The following is a 16,239-nucleotide window of genomic DNA, read 5'->3' on the forward strand; positions in this document are numbered from 1 at the left end:
CGGAAGGAACCGGGATGATTCACGCACGCGGACTCGTCGCGACTTTCGTCACCGGCAAGGGCAAGTCCAAACGCGAGGTCCGTGCGGTCGACGGCGTCGACCTGGACATCGCCGAAGGGGAGGTGGTGGGCTTCCTCGGCCCCAACGGCGCGGGCAAGACGACGACCTTGCGAATGCTGACTACGCTCCTGCGTCCGACGGCGGGGACCGCGACGGTCAACGGGTACGACGTCACCACCGAGTCGGTTCAGGTGCGGCGCAGCATCGGCTATGTCTCCCAGATGGGTGCGACGTTCTCTCAGGCGCTGGCCGGAGACGAGGTGGCCGACCACGGCCAGTTGTACGGCATGAGCAGACGTGACGCCGTGCGACGAGGTAAGGAACTGTTCGCGCAACTGCAACTCGACGGACTGTGGGATCGCATGCCCAAGAACATGTCGGGCGGTCAGCGGCGCCGACTCGACATCGCGATGGGATTGATCCACGATCCGACGCTGGTCTTCCTCGACGAGCCGACGACGGGGCTGGACCCGCAGGCGCGCGCGAACCTGTGGGAACACATCTCCAAGCTGCGCACCGAGCGCGGTGCCACGGTGTTCCTGACCACGCATTACCTGGATGAGGCGGACGCGCTCTCGGACCGGATCATGATCATCGACAACGGCCGGATCGTCGCGGCCGACACACCGGAGAACCTCAAGTCACAGGTGTCCGGCGATCTGGTGCACCTGGAGTTCGGCGCCGGTGAACCCGTCGCACGCGCGGCGGCGCAACTGGAGTCGCTCGGTGCCACTGAGATCCGCGTCGACGGCGTCGGAGTCCGGGCCCGGCTCCGCGGGTCGGCGAAGGTGGTGCCGGGGCTGTTGCGCGAACTCGAGGCGAGCGGCAACACGATCGAGTCCATCGAGATCATGCGGCCGACTCTCGACGATGTCTTCCTGACCCTGACCGGCCGCAGTCTTCGCGATGCGGAGGCCGCTGCCGACACCGAGGAGATGTCCGATGAGATTTCTGCGTGAGTCGTACATCGTCTTCCGCCGGCAGCTGCGGATGAATCTGCGCAATCCCGCGTGGGTTCTCATCGGCATCATGCAACCGGTGATGTATCTGGTCCTCTTCGGGCCGTTGCTGAAACCGCTGGTCGCGCAGTTCCCGGGAGTCGGCGACAACGCGTACACCTTCCTCGTTCCCGGTCTGCTGGTGCAGCTCGGAATGTTCGGTGCCATGTTCGCCGGGTTCGGGCTGATCGGCGAGTGGCGTGAGGGCGTCATCGAAGCCGAGCGCGTGACACCGGCCGGCCGGACCTCGCTGCTGTGCGGCCGGCTCCTGCGCGACCTCCTGCAGCTGCTCGTCCAGGCACTGATCCTCGTGGCTCTCGGCTACGCGATGGGAATGCGGGCCTCGGTGCCGGGCATCGTTCTCGGCATCGTCATCACGCTGTTGGTCGGCGGTGCCTGCGCCGCCGCGTCGAACGCCTTGGCGCTCACCACCAAGAGCGAGGACGTGATGGCGCCGGTCCTCAACATGCTGCTGATGCCGATCCTGCTGCTGTCGGGCATCCTCCTGCCGATGACTCTCGGGCCGGCGTGGCTCGAGCGCGTGTCGGACTTCATGCCCTTCCGCTGGATCGTGGACTCCGTGCGCAGTTCGTTCCTCGGCGACGTGATGTCGTCGCAGGTGGCGTGGGGTCTGCTGGCGGCGATTGTGCTCAGCGCCCTGGGCGGATGGTGGGGCACCAGCGTCTTCCGGAAGGAGAACGCCTGAGCGCGACCGGCGTCAGTCGACCCGTCAGGGGCCGGCGTCAGTCGACGATGCCGGCCAGATGCGCGGCGAGGGGTCCCGGCTCGGCCTCGTCGAGCCCGTCGAAGGACGAGACGGTCGGTGCCGGCGGAAGTGTCGCCACGCAGCCGGCGTAGCTCAGACCCGCGCCGAAGCCGAGGATGAGGGCCAACTGGCCGCCCTGGGCCTTGCCGGTCGCCAGCATCTCCTCGATGGCCAGCGGGATCGAGGCCGCCGACGTGTTCGCGGTGTTCTCGATGTCGCCCGCCATCGGCAGGTCGTCGGGCAGGCCGAGATTCTTCCGCATCAGCTCGTTGATCCGGGCGTTGGCCTGGTGCGGGACGAAGACCTCGATGTCCGAGGGCCCCGCACCCGACTCGGTGAGCAGCTTGGTCAGCGCCTTGGGCAGGGTGATGGCGGCCCAGCGGAACACCCTGGGCCCCTCCATCTTGATGATCATCCGCCCGACGGGATCGGTCTGCGGGTCCTTCTCCTGGTACTCGACCGATCGTGCCATGTAGTCGACGGTGTTGATGTTCTGCGCGATGGCCTCGGCGTTCTCGCCGTCGCTGCCGGACACCACCGGGGAGATTCCGTTCACCTCGCTCGGCCCCACGACCACCGCTCCGGCCCCGTCTCCGAAGATGAATCCGGTGCTGCGGTCGGTCGGGTCGAGACCGACGGACATGGTCTCGACGCCGATGACGACGGCATAGTGTGCGCTGCCCGCGCGGAGCGCGTCGGCGGCGACGCCGAGGGCGTAACCGAAGCCGCCGCAGCCTGCCGCCACATCGAAGGCGGGGATGCCGTTGAGGCCGATGTCGGAGGCGATGATCGGGGCTCCGTGCGGGACGTTCCACGGCCAGCTGCTGGTGGCGAGGATGATCAGATCGATCTTCTCGCGATCGACACCCGAGTTGACGATCGCGCGATCGGCGGCCGCCGCTGACATGCTCCGCATCGTCTCGTCGCCGCTGATCCAGCGACGGTTGCGGATGCCGCTGCGCTCGAAGATCCAGTCGTCGGACGAGTCGAGCACCCGGCACAGCTGGTCGTTGGTGATCAGTCGCTTGGGGCGGTATGCGCCGATGCCCAGCATCGCAACGTTCGGGTGGCCCGACGGGGTAGCCAATGTCGCCAAGATTCGTCCGTTCTCATTGCTCGATTCCGGCGACCGTGGTGCGCCGGACACTCGGGCGTAATTCTACTTCCGGGCCGAACCGGCGTCGGCAGAGGATGTCGGCTCGACGACCGCGGGGGCGGAGTCGGTGTTCCGGGCGCCCAGCGTCATCAGGCCTCCGACCACGGACAACACACATGCCATCGCGAAGACCAGCCAGAATCCGCCGACCGCGGCGACCAGTCCCGCTCCCAGCATGGGCCCGACCAACTGACCCAGGGCCGCGGAGACGTTGACGATGCCGAGGTCCCGGCCGTGATCCTCCACGTGCGGCAGCAGATCGGTGGCGAAGGCGAGGCCGACGGTCATGAACGCGCCGTAGCCGACACCCATGAGAGCCGCGCCGGCCATCGTGACCGCATACGTGGGATGCGCGAGGATCACCAGTCCCGAACAGGCCTGGACCATCGCCGCGACGACGGTGAGCGTCCGGCGGTGGCCCCGACGGTCGGAGATCATCCCGAAGATCACGGAGCTGCCGACCACGAAGATCGTGTACACGACGATCAGGATCAGCAGATTGTCCTCGGCCGCGTCCTTGTCCTGGTGCAGGCCGTAGAGGAGGAAGAACAGGAACAACGATGTTCCGAGTGCGTTGCCGACGTTGGCGATGAGTCGACCGCCGAGCATCCAGCAGAAGTCGCGGTCTCGCAAGGACGCCCAGCGTGGGCGGTCGGTGATGCCGATCGCGAGTTCGCTGCGCGGCGCCGGGCGATCGGGCAGGCCCATCGACGCCCACGTGCCGACCACGACGACGAGTGCGGCCAGCACCAGATAACCGGGCAGGACATCGAGGCCGAGGACCACCACCGTGCCCACGCCCAGGACGATGCCGAGGGCCTGCGAGGAACCGATGGCCGCCGAGGCCGCGCCGCGCTGGTCGGGCGCCAGCTGATCGGGGATCATCGCGGTGAACGCCGCCGATGCCACCGCTACTGCCACCGAGACCCCGACCCAGCAGATCGCCACCAGCCAGGGACGGTGGGCGAGGCCGGTCAGCGCGAGGAAGATCGCGATGCCCCAACTGCCGCCGAGCGCCCAGACTCGGCGTCGGCCGCCCAGCCACGACGGGAACCGGGAGCCGTCGGTGCGGTCGGACGCGGCACCCGCGAGCGGACCGGCGACCACGCCCGCCAGGGCGCCGATGCCGAGGATGAGGCCGGACACCACCACGCTGTGGATCCAGCGGTCGCCGTCGTCGGAGGTCTGCGAGTCGAGTTGCAGCGGCAACAGCAGTTGCAGGGGTGTCAGCTGCGCCATCCAGATCACCAGCCAGGCGAGCGTGAACAGCGTCATCCAGCGGCGCCCGATCGGGGCGGGGCGGTTCACGCGCGGTTCCCCTCGATGACGCGGCGGTACCAGTCGTAGGAGGCCTTGGGCGTGCGCTCGGCGGTGTCGAAGTCGACGTGAACCAGGCCGAAGCGCTGGGTGAAGCCGTCGGCCCACTCGAAGTTGTCGATCAGCGACCACACCGTGTACTCCTCGACGTCGGCGCCGGCCGCGATGGCCGCTCCCACCGCGCGGATATGACCGTCCAGATACGAGATCCGGTCAGAGTCGTCGACGCGTGCGGCACGGTCCGGCTCGGGGAACGAGGCGCCGTTCTCACTGACGATCAGGGGCGGGAGGTCGCGATAGCGCTCGGTGAAGTCGACGAGTAGCGCGGTGAGCGCTTCGGGGACGATCGGCCACTCGTCGCCGAATCCGGTGACCGGTGCCCCCGGGGTGGGGACGATGTCGAAGGGGATCGGATTGTCCTCGCCCGTCGGAGCGGTCACCGTCGTCGGGTTGTAGAAGTTGACCGCGTAGAAGTCGGGCGCCTGGCCGATCGTCTCCATGTCGCCCTCGCGCACCGGCATCTCGTGGCCGAACGCGGACAGGTCCGGGTACGCGCCGGTGAGAATCGGATCGGCGAAGATCCGATTGTGGAGCAGGTCGTAGGCGTCCACGGCCGAACGATCGGCGGGGGACTCGGGATTCAGCGGCCGGACGTGCGTGTGGTTGTTGGCGACGCCGACGGCGTCGGCTCCGGCCGCCCGCAGCGCTCGGGCGGCGAGACCGTGAGCCAGCAGTTGGTGATGGGCGGTCGGGAGGGCGTCGAAGAGCAGGAACTCTCCGGGCGCGAGCGCGCCGACGGCGTAGCCCTGGAGGGTGGTCATCGCGGGTTCGTTGATCGTGTACCAGTTCTTCACCCGGTCGCCGAGCCGGTCGGCGACGAGTGCCGTGTAGTCCGCGAAGCGTGCGGCGGTGTCGCGTGAGCACCAGCCGCCGGCCTCGTGAATCGGCACCGGCAGATCCCAGTGATACAGCGTGGGAAAGGGCGTGACGCCCGCCGCGAGCAGATCGTCGACCAGTCGCGAGTAATAGTCCAGGCCCGCGGGGTTCGACGGCCCGGTGCCGTCTGGCTGCACCCGGGTCCAGGAGATGGAGAACCGGTAGCGGTCGAGCCCGAGGCCGGCGGCGAGCGCGACGTCCTCGGCCCACCGGTGATAGCTGTCGGGGCCGGGTTCGGCGGTGGAACCGTCGATCACCTTGCCGGGCGTCTGCACCCACAGATCCCACACCGACCGACCGCGGCCGCCTTCGTCGCGCGCACCCTCGATCTGGAACGCCGCCGTAGCCGCCGACCAGCGGATCGGGCGGGGCAGCCCGGGGATGTCGGTTCTGGTGTCGCCTGCGGGCGCCGTCATACCGATGACCTCCTTCATGTCGCGGGATTTGATCAATTGATCAAGAGTCGACTGAGGACATCATCGCCGACGGCGAGGGGATCGGGAAGGCGGTCGCGCAAATTTGTCCCGACGGCCGCAGGCTCGTCGGGCGGGTCCGGTGACGTCGGGCCGACTACCAGGCGTGAACGACGTTCTGAGCGGCTTCGAGTCCCTGCTTCACGAGCAGTTCGGCGGCGTCGACACCGTTGGCCACCAGCAGTTCCACCTCGGCCTTCGCCGAACCGGGAAACGGTTTGAGGACGTAATCGGCCGGATCCTGACGTCCGGGCGGGCGCCCGATGCCGAGACGGACGCGCAGGTAGTCGCGGGTACCGAGGGTCTGGCTGATCGAGCGCAGGCCGTTGTGCCCGCCTTCACCGCCGCCGAGTTTGAGACGCACGGCACCGAAGTCGATGTCGAGCTCGTCGTGGAGCACGATCAGGTCGCCGGGAGCGACCGAGTAGTACGACGCCAGCGGGCCGATCTGCCTGCCCGTGACGTTCATGTACGTCCGTGACTTCGCGACCAGTACCGGTTCGCCGCCGATGCGCACAGTGGCGGTCAGCGCGCCGGAGCGCTTGTGCACGGAGAATTTCTCGCCATACGAGGAGACCAGGCCGTCGGCGACCATCGCGCCGACGTTGTGCCTGGTCTTCTCGTAAGCGGGACCGGGATTGCCCAGTCCGACAATGAGTTTCACTCAGAGCCGTCCAGCCGGGGAGATCACTCCGCGGCGTCCTCGGCGGCTTCCTCGTCGGCCTCCTCGCCCACGGTCTCCGCGGCGGTCTTGGCGGCCTCGATGGTGACCACGAGGGTCTCGGGGTCGGTGATCAGCTCGACGCCCGCCGGCAGCTTCAGGTCGGCGGCGGTGACGTTGGTGCCCGCGGGGAGGTTGTGGACGTCCACGACGATGTTCTCCGGGATGTGCAGGGCCTCGGCCTCCACCTCGACGGCGCTGGCGTCCTGAATGGTGAGCGTGCCGCTGGCGGCGACGCCCTCGATCAGGATGGCGACCTCGACGTTGACCTTCTCGCCGCGCTTGACGATGAGCAGGTCGACGTGCTCGATGTAGTTGCGGATCGGGTGGACGTCGACCTGCTTGGTCAGCGCGAGCTGCTTCTGGCCGGCGATGTCGAGCTCCACTACGGCGTTGACACCGTTGGCGCGCAGAATGGCGGCGAGTTCACGGTCGGGGAGCAGCAGGTGCTCCGGGTCGGTGCCGTGGCCGTACAGGACGGCGGGGACCTGGCCTGCGGCGCGGGCGCGGCGCGCGGCGCCCTTGCCCTTCTCTTCACGGACGGCGGCGGCGAGCTGCGGGGCGGTAGCCATGCGATTCTCCTCGGTTCGGGATTCTTCGTGGTGGCGCCTCAGCGTCGCCGCACACGGTCGAGGAGTGGACTGACGACGCAGTCCGCAGAGCTGGTGACCGTCGCGCCGATAACGGTGACTTCGCACCCTCGCCGAGACAACAGCGGCAAGAATACCATCGGGGCATGACCTCACAGAAACCGACGGATCTCGTCCACGCCTTCTTCGCCGACCTCGCCCAGGGTCGGGTCGAGGCGGCCCTGGAATGCGTGGACGACGAGATCGTGTACGCCAACGTCTCGCTGCCGACCGTACGAGGCAAGCGACGGTTCGCGAAGGTGATGCGCGGGCTCAACGGCGATCGCATCGGATTCGACGCGCAGATCCGCGCGATCAGCGCCGACGACGACGGCGTGGTGCTGACCGAGCGGATCGATGAACTGCGGGTGGGGCCGTTGCGGATCCAGTTCTGGGTATGCGGCCGCAACGAGGTACGCGAAGGCCGGATCGCCGTGTGGCGTGACTACTTCGACTTCTGGAACTGCACCCGGGGATTCGTCCGCGCGCTCGCCGCGGTGGTCGTTCCGGGTTTGCATCGGCCGCTCGAGGATCCGGTGAGTGCGTACAGCGTGAATCGTTAGCGGGGCCGAATCGTGAGCGGGGCTGAATCCTTAGCGGGCTACGGCAGGATCTCGTCGAGTCGGTCCATCGGCCGGGCGAGCCGGGTGCCTTTCTCGGTGACGACGAAGGGCCGCTCCACCAGAACCGGATGGTCGACCATCGCATCGAGCAGCTCGTCGTCCGAGGCGTCGGCGAGCCCGAGTTCCTTGTACAGCTTCTCGCGTCTGCGGACCGCCTGAGCGGGCGTCAGCCCGGCGGCGTCGAACATGGCCGTGAGCTGTTCGCGCGTCCAACCGGTGTCGAGGTACTTGACGACCTCGGGCTCGACGCCCGCCTCGCGCAGCCGGGTGAGTGCGTTACGGGAGGTGGTGCAGCGGGGGTTGTGATAGATCGTGGCGTCCACGTGGTCCAGGTTACTGGGTGCCGGCTTGCTGCGATCAGCTCTGCTGGGGCCTGAGCCCGTCGGCCACCAGGGCGATCGAGCCGCGGGCGTGGTCGGAGGTCTCGCTGAGAAAGGCGATGCCGGTCAGTACGCGCAGGATGTCGACCGGATCCACGTCCTCGCGGATGGTGCCCGTTCGCCGTCCTTCGCTGAGGAACCGGACGAGTGCCGCGATCAGATTGTTGCGTGTCTCGGTCCGGAAGTCGGTATCCGAGGCCAACAGCGGGCGGATCGCGTCGGGGACGGCGCGATGGGTGATCAGCATGTCGACGAACCTGGTCATCCAGCCCTGCAATGCGGCGTGGGGCGTCGGCTCGTCGGTGAGGAAGTCCTCGGTGGTGTCGCAGAGGGTGGTGATCCGGTGCCGATAGACGGCCTCGATCAGGTGCGCGCGTGTGGGGAAGCGGCGGTAGAGCGTGCCGATCCCGACGTCGGCTTCCGCCGCGATGAGGGTGAGCGGGGCGTCTGCGCCCTCACGATCGATCACCGTCGTCGCCGCTGCGACAAGACGGTTGTAGTTGGCCTGCGCGTCTGAACGCAGGCGGGTCCCGGGCTCGGGTGCGGCAGGCACGTCGGTGTCCCCCGTTCCTCGTTCTCGTCGTCGCCGGTGTTGCAGATACGACAGTAGCCGCTCTCGCATTGCTATCCGGAGGACCCTCCGGATAGTGTGTGGACACACTCCTCGCGAGCGGGCACCGACCCGCTCGCATTCGTATCGGATGAGGTCGTTCTTAGATGGTTGAACAGAAGACGGGCCCGGAGGCCCTGGAGAAAGCGCCGGCCACCGGCGCCGTCGTAGCGGTCCTGGCGTTGGCCGGCATCGTCGTCTCCTTGATGCAGACGCTGGTGATCCCGATCATTCCGCACCTGCCGGAGTACTTGAACGCGCCGGCGTCCAATACCGCGTGGGTGATCACCGCGACACTGCTGGCAGCGGCGGTCGCGACGCCGGTGATGGGACGGCTGGGTGACATGTTCGGCAAGCGGCGCATGATGCTGGTGAGCATGGGCATCATGATCGTCGGTTCGGTGATCGGTGCGCTGAGCACGTCGGTGGTGCCGATGATCGTTGGACGAGCTCTGCAGGGTCTCGCGGCGGGTGTGATTCCGCTCGGCATCAGCGTGATGCGCGACGTGCTGCCGAAGGAGAAGTTGGCCGGCGCGGTCGCGACCATGAGTGCATCGCTGGGCGTCGGCGGTGCCTTCGGGCTTCCGCTGGCGGCACTGATCGCCGAGTACGCCGATTGGCACTGGCTCTTCTGGGTGTCGGCGATCATGGGTGTCGTAGGCGCGATCGCTGTCGTGATCGTGGTTCCGGAGTCGCCGAAGAAGTCGGGCGGCGGCTTCGACTACGTCGGCGCCGTGACGCTGTCGGGCGGTCTGCTCGCGCTGTTGCTCGCAGTCTCGAAGGGCGCCGATTGGGGCTGGTCGAGCGGCACCACCCTCGGCTGCTTCGCCGCAGCGATCGTGCTCTTCATCCTGTGGGTGAGCTGGGAGCTGCGCAGCTCGCAGCCGATCGTCGATGTCCGCGTCGCCGTCCGCCCGCAGGTGCTGTTCACCAACATCGCCTCGATCGTCTTCGGTTTCGCGATGTTCGCGGCGAGCATGGTCTTCCCCCAGGTGGTCCAGATGCCGGAGGCCACCGGCTACGGTCTCGGCGGGTCGATGATGGTGGCGGGCCTGGTGATGGCGCCGTTCGGCATCATGCTCCTGCTCGCGGCACCGCTCTCGTCGTGGCTGACCAACACCTTCGGACCGAGGATCACCCTGATGGTGGGCGCGATCGTGGTGGCGTTGGGCTACCTGCTCGGCGTCTTCGCCCTGCACTCGATCTGGCAGCTCATCGTCATCGGCATCATCATCGGATTCGGAACCGGACTCGCCTACGGTGCGATGCCCGCGCTCATCATGGGAGCGGTTCCGCCGTCGCAGACCGGTGCGGCGAACAGCTTCAACACGCTCATGCGTTCGCTCGGCACGTCCTTCGCCAGTGCGCTGGCGGGTGTGATCGTCGCGCAGATGACCATGACGCTCGGTGGCGTGGCAGTGCCGTCGGAGAGCGCGTTCCGCTGGATCATGGCGCTGGCCGCCGGCGCCGCCGTGGCCGCGCTGGTGCTGGCGTTCTTCATCCCCGGACGGTCCGACGCTCCGGGTGGCGCGGCGACCGGATCGGAGGAGACCGTCGACGTCGCGATCGAGGGAATCGAACAGACCGTCTGAACGGGCGGGTCACGCCGCTTAGACGAACGCGAGACGCCATGGCCGGTTTCCCGGGCCATGGCGTCTCGCGTCGTGTCTTTCGCGTCGTATGCGGTACTGGTCAGGCGTTCCCGTTGAACAGGCTGGTGACCGAGCCGTTCTTGAACACCTCGAGGATGGTCTGCGCGAGCAGCGGTGCGATCGACAGGACCGTCAGGTTGTCGAAACGCTTGTCCTCGGGGATCGGCAGCGTGTCGGTCGCGATGACCTCCTTGGCGCCGCAGGTGGCGAGGCGCTCGGCGGCGGGATGCGAGAACACGCCGTGCGTGGTGGCGATGATGACGTCGCCGGCGCCGGCCTCCTTGAGAACCGACACGGCGCCCGCGATGGTGCCGCCGGTATCGATCATGTCGTCGATCAGCACGCAGGTCTTGCCCGCGACCTCACCGACGACGCGGTTCGACTTGATCTGGTTGGGGACGTCGGGGTCGCGCGTCTTGTGGACGAACGCCATCGGAGCTCCGTCGAGCGAGTCGGCCCACTTCTCGCCGACCTTCACACGGCCGGCGTCCGGAGACACCACGCAGATGTTGTCGGTGCCGTACTTGTTGCGCACGTACTCGGCCAGCTGGCCCTGTGCGTGCATGTGGTCGACGGGGCCGTCGAAGAAGCCCTGGATCTGGTCGGTGTGCAGATCCACCGTCACGATGCGGTCGGCGCCCGCGGTCTTGAGCAGATCGGCGATCAGGCGCGCCGAGATCGGCTCGCGGCCGCGGTGCTTCTTGTCCTGGCGTGCGTAGGGATAGAACGGGATGATCGCCGTGATGCGCTTGGCCGAGCCGCGCTTGAGCGCGTCGATCATGATGAGGGTCTCCATGACCCACTGGTTCATCGGGTACGGGCAGCTCTGGAGCACGAAGGCGTCGCTGCCGCGGACCGACTCCTCGAAGCGGACGAAGATCTCGCCGTTCGCGAAGTCGCGCGCCGTCTGCGGGGTGATGTGAACGCCCAGCTCGTCCGACACGGCCTGCGCCAGTTCGGGATGTGCCCGTCCGGCGAACAGCATGAGGTTCTTCTGATTGTCGGTCGTCCAAGTCATGGGTGACTCATTCTCTCCTAGGCGGTCGGCTTCTGTACTCGGAGTGTGAGCGCCGGGGCGGTTCGTGGCCGCCGTCGGCGCAGGGTGACGCTATTCGGTCTGCTGGGTGTGATCGTGCTGGGTGTGATCGTGCTGGGTGTGATTCTGCTGGGCGGCGCGGGCGGCGTCGGCGGCAGGGGTGCCGGGGCGCTTGGCGATCACCCAATCGGCGATGTTGCGCTGGGCGCCCGCCGACACCGCGAGGGCTCCCGGCGGCACGTCGTCGCGCAGCACGGTGCCCGCGCCCGTGTAGACACCGTCGCCGATCGTGAGAGGGGCGACGAACATGTTGTCGCTGCCGGTGCGGCAGTGCGAGCCGATGACCGTCTTGTGCTTGGCCACGCCGTCGTAGTTGACGAAGACGCTCGACGCGCCGATGTTGGTCTTCTCGCCGATCTCCGCATCGCCGACGTACGTTAGGTGCGGGACCTTGGTGCCCGCGCCGATCTGGGCGTTCTTGGTCTCGACGAACGTACCGATCTTTCCGTCTGCGCCGAGGACCGTGCCGGGTCGCAGATACGCGAACGGGCCGACGGCGGCGCCGGGCCCGATCTGCGCGTCGGAACCGTGGGTGCGGATCACCGCAGCTCCCTCGCCGACGGTCACGTCGGTGAGCGTCGTGTCGGGGCCGATCACCGCGTCGTCGGCGACGGAGGTCCGGCCGCGGAGCTGGGTGCCCGGCTCGACGCGCACGTCCCGGCCCAGCGTGACGTCGACGTCGATCCAGGTGGTCGCGGGGTCGACGACGGTGACGCCGGCGAGCATGTGCTTGCGGACGATCCGGCGATTCAGTTCGGCTCCGAGATCGGCCAACTGCGCGCGGTCGTTGCAGCCGGCGACCACGCTCGGATCGGAGACGGTGAGTGCGTGCACGGCCCGGCCGGCCTCGCGCGCGATGCCGACGAGATCGGTGATGTAGTACTCGCCCTGCACGTTGTCGGTGGACAGACTGGTCAGGCCGGTCCGCAGCATGTCGGCGGCGAACGCGTAGATCCCCGCGTTCACCTCGGTGATCGCACGTTCGGTCTCGGTCGCGTCCTTGTGCTCGGTGATCGCCAGGACGTCCGACGACGCGATGTCCAGGCCGGGACCGCCCGCCCGGACGATTCGTCCGTAGCCGGTGGGGTCGTCGGCGATGAAGCTGGTCAGCGTGACGGCGGCCGGTTCGCCCGCGTCGTCGCGCAAGTGTTCGGCGACGAGCGCGGACAACGTGGAGCCGTCGAGCAGCGGGGCGTCGGCGACCGTGACCAAGACGGTTCCGGAGAAGTCGTCGGGGAGTCCGGTCATTCCGGCGCGGGCGGCGTCGCCGGTGCCCAACGGCTCATCCTGAACGGCGACGGTCACCGGCCTCCCGAGTTCCTCGGCGATCTCTCCGATGGCGGCGGTGACCCGCTCGCGTTCGTGACTGACGACGGCGACGAGGTGATCGGGGTCGAGTTCGGCGGCGCCGTGCAGTGCGTGGCCGAGCAGGCTGCGTCCGCCGATCTCGTGAAGGATCTTCGGGGTCTTCGACTTCATCCGGGTACCGGCACCCGCCGCCAGCACAATGACGGCGACTTCTTCGTTCGACTGGGCCGGTCGTCCGGTCATCCGAGTCCCTCCGCATCTCAAGGTCGCGAGCGTCGACGCACTCCTGCAGAGCTTTCCATCCCGCGGAGGTACGCCGGGGCAAATCCTACGCAGCCGGTGCGGTCAGGTGTTATTCGGCGAGGTGCGCAGTGGCGTGCGCGACAGTGCGGTGCGCCGTCATTAGCTATTGAATTTCGATAGATTTCCGTCGATAATCGACACATGGACGGTGCTGTCACACTCGCTTACTGGCCCTTGCGGGCGACCTTGGTGCTGCTGTTCGCGGGGGTCACCGTTCTGCAGACGCTCTCGTTTCCCGGACAGTTCCGCTATCGCGAGAGCATCGGCGAGATGACCGGAGGCGAACGATGGTCGGCGACCTTCCTGGTCGGCTACGAGTTCCTGTGCCTGCAGGTCGTCCTCGTTGCGACATGGATGCTCCTCGGTCACGTCCGTCGCGACCGGATCTTCGACCGATCGTCGTTCCGGTGGGTGGACACGATCATCTGTGCGGTCGCCGCCGCGGGTCTCGTACCCGCCGGGCTGTTGGCGGCGTTGGCGCTGTTCGGAGAGCTCGACGATCCCGGCCTGCCTTTCCTGCTGACCGTTGTCGGACTCGGTTGCCTGCTGCTCGTGCTGCTGATGGTGGTGATGAGATCGCTGCTGCGCCAGGCGACGACGCTGCGTGCGGACATGGACGCGGTGATCTGAATTGGCCATCGTCGTGCGCCTGGATGTGGAGTTGGCGCGTCGCAAGATGAGCGTGGGCGAGTTCGCCGAACGCGTCGGCCTCACGCCGGCCAACGTCGCGGTTCTCAAGAACGGCCGCGCCAAAGCGGTGCGATTCTCGACGCTGGACGCGATCTGCCGTGTTCTCGACTGTCAGCCCGGGGATGTCCTGCAGTGGGTGGACGACTGACGGTGCGCGGTCGCCCATCGGCCCATATGAAACAACGGAGCGACACTTGCAACACGGCGTCGCCGGGGTCGGACGCCTCGGGATTCGGAGCATGGGGCGGTCGTCCGATGCCGTAGCGTGAAGGAGTCGGGTAGGTACTGGAGAGGAGTTGAAGGCCAGTGGTGATCCCTGCGGCCGGGCGGGTCGAGGCCACGCTCTTCGAGCGTGCGATGCAGCAGGCGGTGCAGACCGACACCGTCGAGACCGACCGGACGCGGACCAGACTGCTCGACGCTGCGTATGAGCAGTTCTGTGAAACGGGGATCGGGCGCACGTCGATGGAAGAGGTAGCCCGACGTGCCGGGACGGCTCGGATCACGATCTACCGCAAGTTCGCCACCAAGGACGCGCTCGTCGACGCGGTCATGGTCCGCGAGTTCCAGAACTACTTCATCGAGTTTCTCGACGTCATGGCGCAGGCGCCGACCCCGGCCGACCGTGTGGTCCAGGCCTTCGTGACGTCGTTGCGGACCATCGGCGGCAATCCGCTGATCCGAAAGCTGCTCGAGACCGAGCCGGCGATGGTGCCCGGCTTCGTCGGCGGCGGCGACGGTCGTACTCTCACCGTGGTGCGCGACTTCGTAGCGCACCAGATCCTTCGCGAACAGACCGCAGGGAACATCCCCAAGCGGGTGCGGACCATACCGGCTGCCGACCTGGTGGTCCGGATCGCGGGGTCGTTCCTCACCATCCCCAGTGACCTCATGGACTACGACGACATCGGCGAGCTCTCGGATTTCGCGCGCGAGTTCCTTCTTCCGGTGCTGGGTCTCAAGTAGCCGTCGCCCGGTGCGCGCCGGAGGGTGGGTCAGTGTCGCGGATCGGTGATTCCGGTGGTACGACTTTCTGCCGGATGTACCATCCGGTTGGGTCGCATCGATCGGTGCGGTCGGGTGCCGGAGTGCGGCGAGGGGTGGTTCTCCGGCACCCCGGGGCGAGTGGCGGAGAGGTGCGAGAGCCCGTGGGGTCAGCGTTGGTGGCGGCGTGGTGCCCGGCGTGGTGGTGTGCGGTGGGCCCTGTGGCAGAATCGTCTCCGCGGCAATCCGCCATGGTGTAATGGCAACACTCCTGATTTTGGTTCAGGCATTCCAGGTTCGAGTCCTGGTGGCGGAGCAACAAGAACATGCTGGTCACAGTGTGTTCGCCATATTGCCTCGTCGGGGGGTCTGTGGCCTCGATGTTGACGCAGGCGTACGTGAGCAGCCGCGACCAGACGACAATGGACGACAATGGACGACAATGGACGGAATCTGCGGCAGAAGCTGAGGTCACGCTGCTTCGGAGTGAGGGGAGCACGAGAGCCCCGAAAATTAAACGGCGGCACGACGATTGACGACGCCGCAAACTCTCAATCGCCTGTTGAGGGTTCCGGCTTCTCTGGCTGTGCGAGCTCGCTCATCGCCGCCGCGATCGATGCATCACGGCCCGCCGCGATGTGCTGGTAATGCATCGCCACAGCCGGTGTCGTATGACCTAGGCGGCCCATCAATTCCTTCACCGTGGCACCAGCCTGCGCCGCGAGAACTGCGCCAGTATGACGAAGATCGTGCACGCGAACGCCTTCCTTGCCTGCGGGTAGCGCCGCCTTGAATGCTTTCGTGAACGCGGATTGAGAGAGACGTCGGCCGCGCGTCGTTCGGAATAGCAGTGACTCGGGCCCGTTGCCGGTGTGTGCTCGCATGTGGCTCGTCAGGATCGCCGTGACATGCGGCGGTAAGTAGACGTCGCGCATGCCGGCATCGGTTTTAGTCGCGCCGACGATGATCTCGCCGTCGACGACGGTTGCCGACCGGCGTACCCGAAGTGCCGTGCCGTCGCCGACCTTCACCACATCCTTGCGGCGCAGTTCGATCAGTTCACCGAATCGGAGTCCCGCCCATGCCGCTACGAGAACTGACGCCCGATACGTCTCAGGCATCGCGTTGTATACGGCGACGAGTTCCTCAGGGGTGAGAATCTCGTGCTGTCTACGTTTCGGAGTCTGCCCGGCGCCCTTGATCTTGCAGGGGTTCTCGGCGATCAGGTGGTCGTCGACAGCTGTGCTCAGGATTGACCGGAGAACTTGGTAAGCGTGCGCCGAGCGGGTTGGTGTAGCGGTGCCAAGTCCAGACCACCAGGTGCGGATTAGTGCCGGGGATAGATCTGTCAGGTACTCATCGCCGAGGACCGGAAGCACGCGGGAGTCGAGCAGGTCGCGGTAGAGAGCCCGCGTCTTCGGGGTGAGCTTCCGCTCGGCGAGCCATTGATCGGCGTACGCCCGCAGTGAGACAAGGGCGGCGGCCTTCTTCTCCTCACGGGTCGCGGGTGGCGTCCACTCGCCGAGTTGAATCAGTC

The 16,239-nt window shown here is 67.2% G+C and carries 17 protein-coding genes and 1 tRNA gene; 8 read left to right on the top strand and 10 right to left on the bottom strand.

What is annotated here, in order from left to right:
* Positions 1-14 precede the first annotated feature (14 nt).
* A complete protein-coding gene (locus tag ACZ5QD_RS00710; RefSeq protein WP_006897692.1) occupies positions 15-1,019 on the top strand; it encodes a daunorubicin resistance protein DrrA family ABC transporter ATP-binding protein in 1,005 nt (334 codons plus the stop codon).
* Positions 1,003-1,764 (top strand): ABC transporter permease, encoded by a 762-nt coding sequence (locus ACZ5QD_RS00715; protein ID WP_006897693.1) that lies wholly within the window; start codon positions 1,003-1,005, stop codon positions 1,762-1,764. Before ACZ5QD_RS00710 ends, ACZ5QD_RS00715 begins: the two co-directional genes overlap by 17 nt.
* Before the next feature lie 37 nt (positions 1,765-1,801).
* Here the strand turns inward: ACZ5QD_RS00715 and ACZ5QD_RS00720 are convergent, their stop codons facing one another.
* The 5 genes from ACZ5QD_RS00720 to ACZ5QD_RS00740 form a co-directional block, all read right to left on the bottom strand.
* Positions 1,802-2,920, bottom strand: a complete 1,119-nt coding sequence (locus tag ACZ5QD_RS00720; protein WP_045538511.1) for a beta-ketoacyl-ACP synthase 3 — start codon at positions 2,918-2,920, stop codon at positions 1,802-1,804.
* Between the two features lie 63 nt (positions 2,921-2,983).
* Entirely contained in the window at positions 2,984-4,288 is a 1,305-nt protein-coding gene (locus ACZ5QD_RS00725) for an MFS transporter (RefSeq protein ID WP_045538497.1), read from the bottom strand.
* Positions 4,285-5,649 (bottom strand): GH1 family beta-glucosidase, encoded by a 1,365-nt coding sequence (locus ACZ5QD_RS00730; RefSeq protein WP_045538512.1) that lies wholly within the window; start codon positions 5,647-5,649, stop codon positions 4,285-4,287. The genes ACZ5QD_RS00725 and ACZ5QD_RS00730 overlap by 4 nt, the downstream gene beginning before the upstream one ends.
* A 154-nt stretch (positions 5,650-5,803) precedes the next feature.
* Positions 5,804-6,370: an aminoacyl-tRNA hydrolase gene (gene pth, locus ACZ5QD_RS00735; RefSeq protein ID WP_045538499.1), complete on the bottom strand. Its 567-nt coding sequence runs from the start codon at positions 6,368-6,370 to the stop codon at positions 5,804-5,806.
* 23 nt (positions 6,371-6,393) lie between these two features.
* Positions 6,394-6,999, bottom strand: coding sequence for a 50S ribosomal protein L25/general stress protein Ctc (locus ACZ5QD_RS00740; RefSeq protein WP_006897698.1), 606 nt, complete (start codon positions 6,997-6,999; stop codon positions 6,394-6,396).
* A 164-nt stretch (positions 7,000-7,163) separates the two neighbouring features.
* Between ACZ5QD_RS00740 and ACZ5QD_RS00745 the strand changes: the two genes are divergently transcribed.
* On the top strand, positions 7,164-7,619 hold the full coding sequence (locus ACZ5QD_RS00745; protein ID WP_045538500.1) for a limonene-1,2-epoxide hydrolase family protein: 456 nt from the start codon (positions 7,164-7,166) through the stop codon (positions 7,617-7,619).
* A gap of 38 nt (positions 7,620-7,657) precedes the next feature.
* Here ACZ5QD_RS00745 and arsC read toward each other — a convergent pair whose 3' ends face one another.
* Both arsC and ACZ5QD_RS00755 read right to left on the bottom strand, forming a co-directional pair.
* Positions 7,658-8,002: an arsenate reductase (glutaredoxin) gene (gene arsC, locus ACZ5QD_RS00750; RefSeq protein ID WP_006897700.1), complete on the bottom strand. Its 345-nt coding sequence runs from the start codon at positions 8,000-8,002 to the stop codon at positions 7,658-7,660.
* A gap of 34 nt (positions 8,003-8,036) precedes the next feature.
* Complete coding sequence (locus ACZ5QD_RS00755; protein WP_006897701.1) at positions 8,037-8,612, bottom strand: TetR/AcrR family transcriptional regulator; 576 nt, start codon at positions 8,610-8,612, stop codon at positions 8,037-8,039.
* 164 nt (positions 8,613-8,776) lie between these two features.
* Here ACZ5QD_RS00755 and ACZ5QD_RS00760 point away from each other — a divergent pair, with 164 nt between their 5' ends.
* Complete coding sequence (locus tag ACZ5QD_RS00760) at positions 8,777-10,261, top strand: MFS transporter (RefSeq protein ID WP_464367022.1); 1,485 nt, start codon at positions 8,777-8,779, stop codon at positions 10,259-10,261.
* 100 nt (positions 10,262-10,361) lie between these two features.
* Here ACZ5QD_RS00760 and ACZ5QD_RS00765 read toward each other — a convergent pair whose 3' ends face one another.
* Positions 10,362-11,339 (bottom strand): ribose-phosphate diphosphokinase, encoded by a 978-nt coding sequence (locus tag ACZ5QD_RS00765; RefSeq protein ID WP_006897703.1) that lies wholly within the window; start codon positions 11,337-11,339, stop codon positions 10,362-10,364.
* Between the two features lie 90 nt (positions 11,340-11,429).
* Positions 11,430-12,968 carry a bifunctional UDP-N-acetylglucosamine diphosphorylase/glucosamine-1-phosphate N-acetyltransferase GlmU gene (glmU, locus tag ACZ5QD_RS00770; protein ID WP_464367023.1) on the bottom strand — a complete coding sequence of 513 codons (1,539 nt, stop codon included), beginning with the start codon at positions 12,966-12,968 and terminating at the stop codon, positions 11,430-11,432.
* 201 nt (positions 12,969-13,169) lie between these two features.
* Between glmU and ACZ5QD_RS00775 the strand changes: the two genes are divergently transcribed.
* The 4 genes from ACZ5QD_RS00775 (at position 13,170) to ACZ5QD_RS00790 (ending at position 15,018) form a co-directional block, all read left to right on the top strand.
* A complete protein-coding gene (locus ACZ5QD_RS00775) occupies positions 13,170-13,658 on the top strand; it encodes a DUF2975 domain-containing protein (RefSeq protein WP_006897705.1) in 489 nt (162 codons plus the stop codon).
* Between the two features lies 1 nt (position 13,659).
* On the top strand, positions 13,660-13,866 hold the full coding sequence (locus ACZ5QD_RS00780; RefSeq protein WP_006897706.1) for a helix-turn-helix domain-containing protein: 207 nt from the start codon (positions 13,660-13,662) through the stop codon (positions 13,864-13,866).
* A gap of 158 nt (positions 13,867-14,024) precedes the next feature.
* Complete coding sequence (locus ACZ5QD_RS00785) at positions 14,025-14,684, top strand: TetR/AcrR family transcriptional regulator (RefSeq protein ID WP_006897707.1); 660 nt, start codon at positions 14,025-14,027, stop codon at positions 14,682-14,684.
* Positions 14,685-14,947: 263 nt separating this feature from the next.
* Positions 14,948-15,018: transfer RNA gene (locus ACZ5QD_RS00790), tRNA-Gln, on the top strand.
* Positions 15,019-15,253: 235 nt separating this feature from the next.
* Here ACZ5QD_RS00790 and ACZ5QD_RS00795 read toward each other — a convergent pair.
* Positions 15,254-16,237, bottom strand: coding sequence for a tyrosine-type recombinase/integrase (locus ACZ5QD_RS00795; protein ID WP_464367288.1), 984 nt, complete (start codon positions 16,235-16,237; stop codon positions 15,254-15,256).
* Between the last annotated feature and the right edge of the window lie 2 nt (positions 16,238-16,239).

The organism is Gordonia sp. J1A (assembly GCF_055393515.1).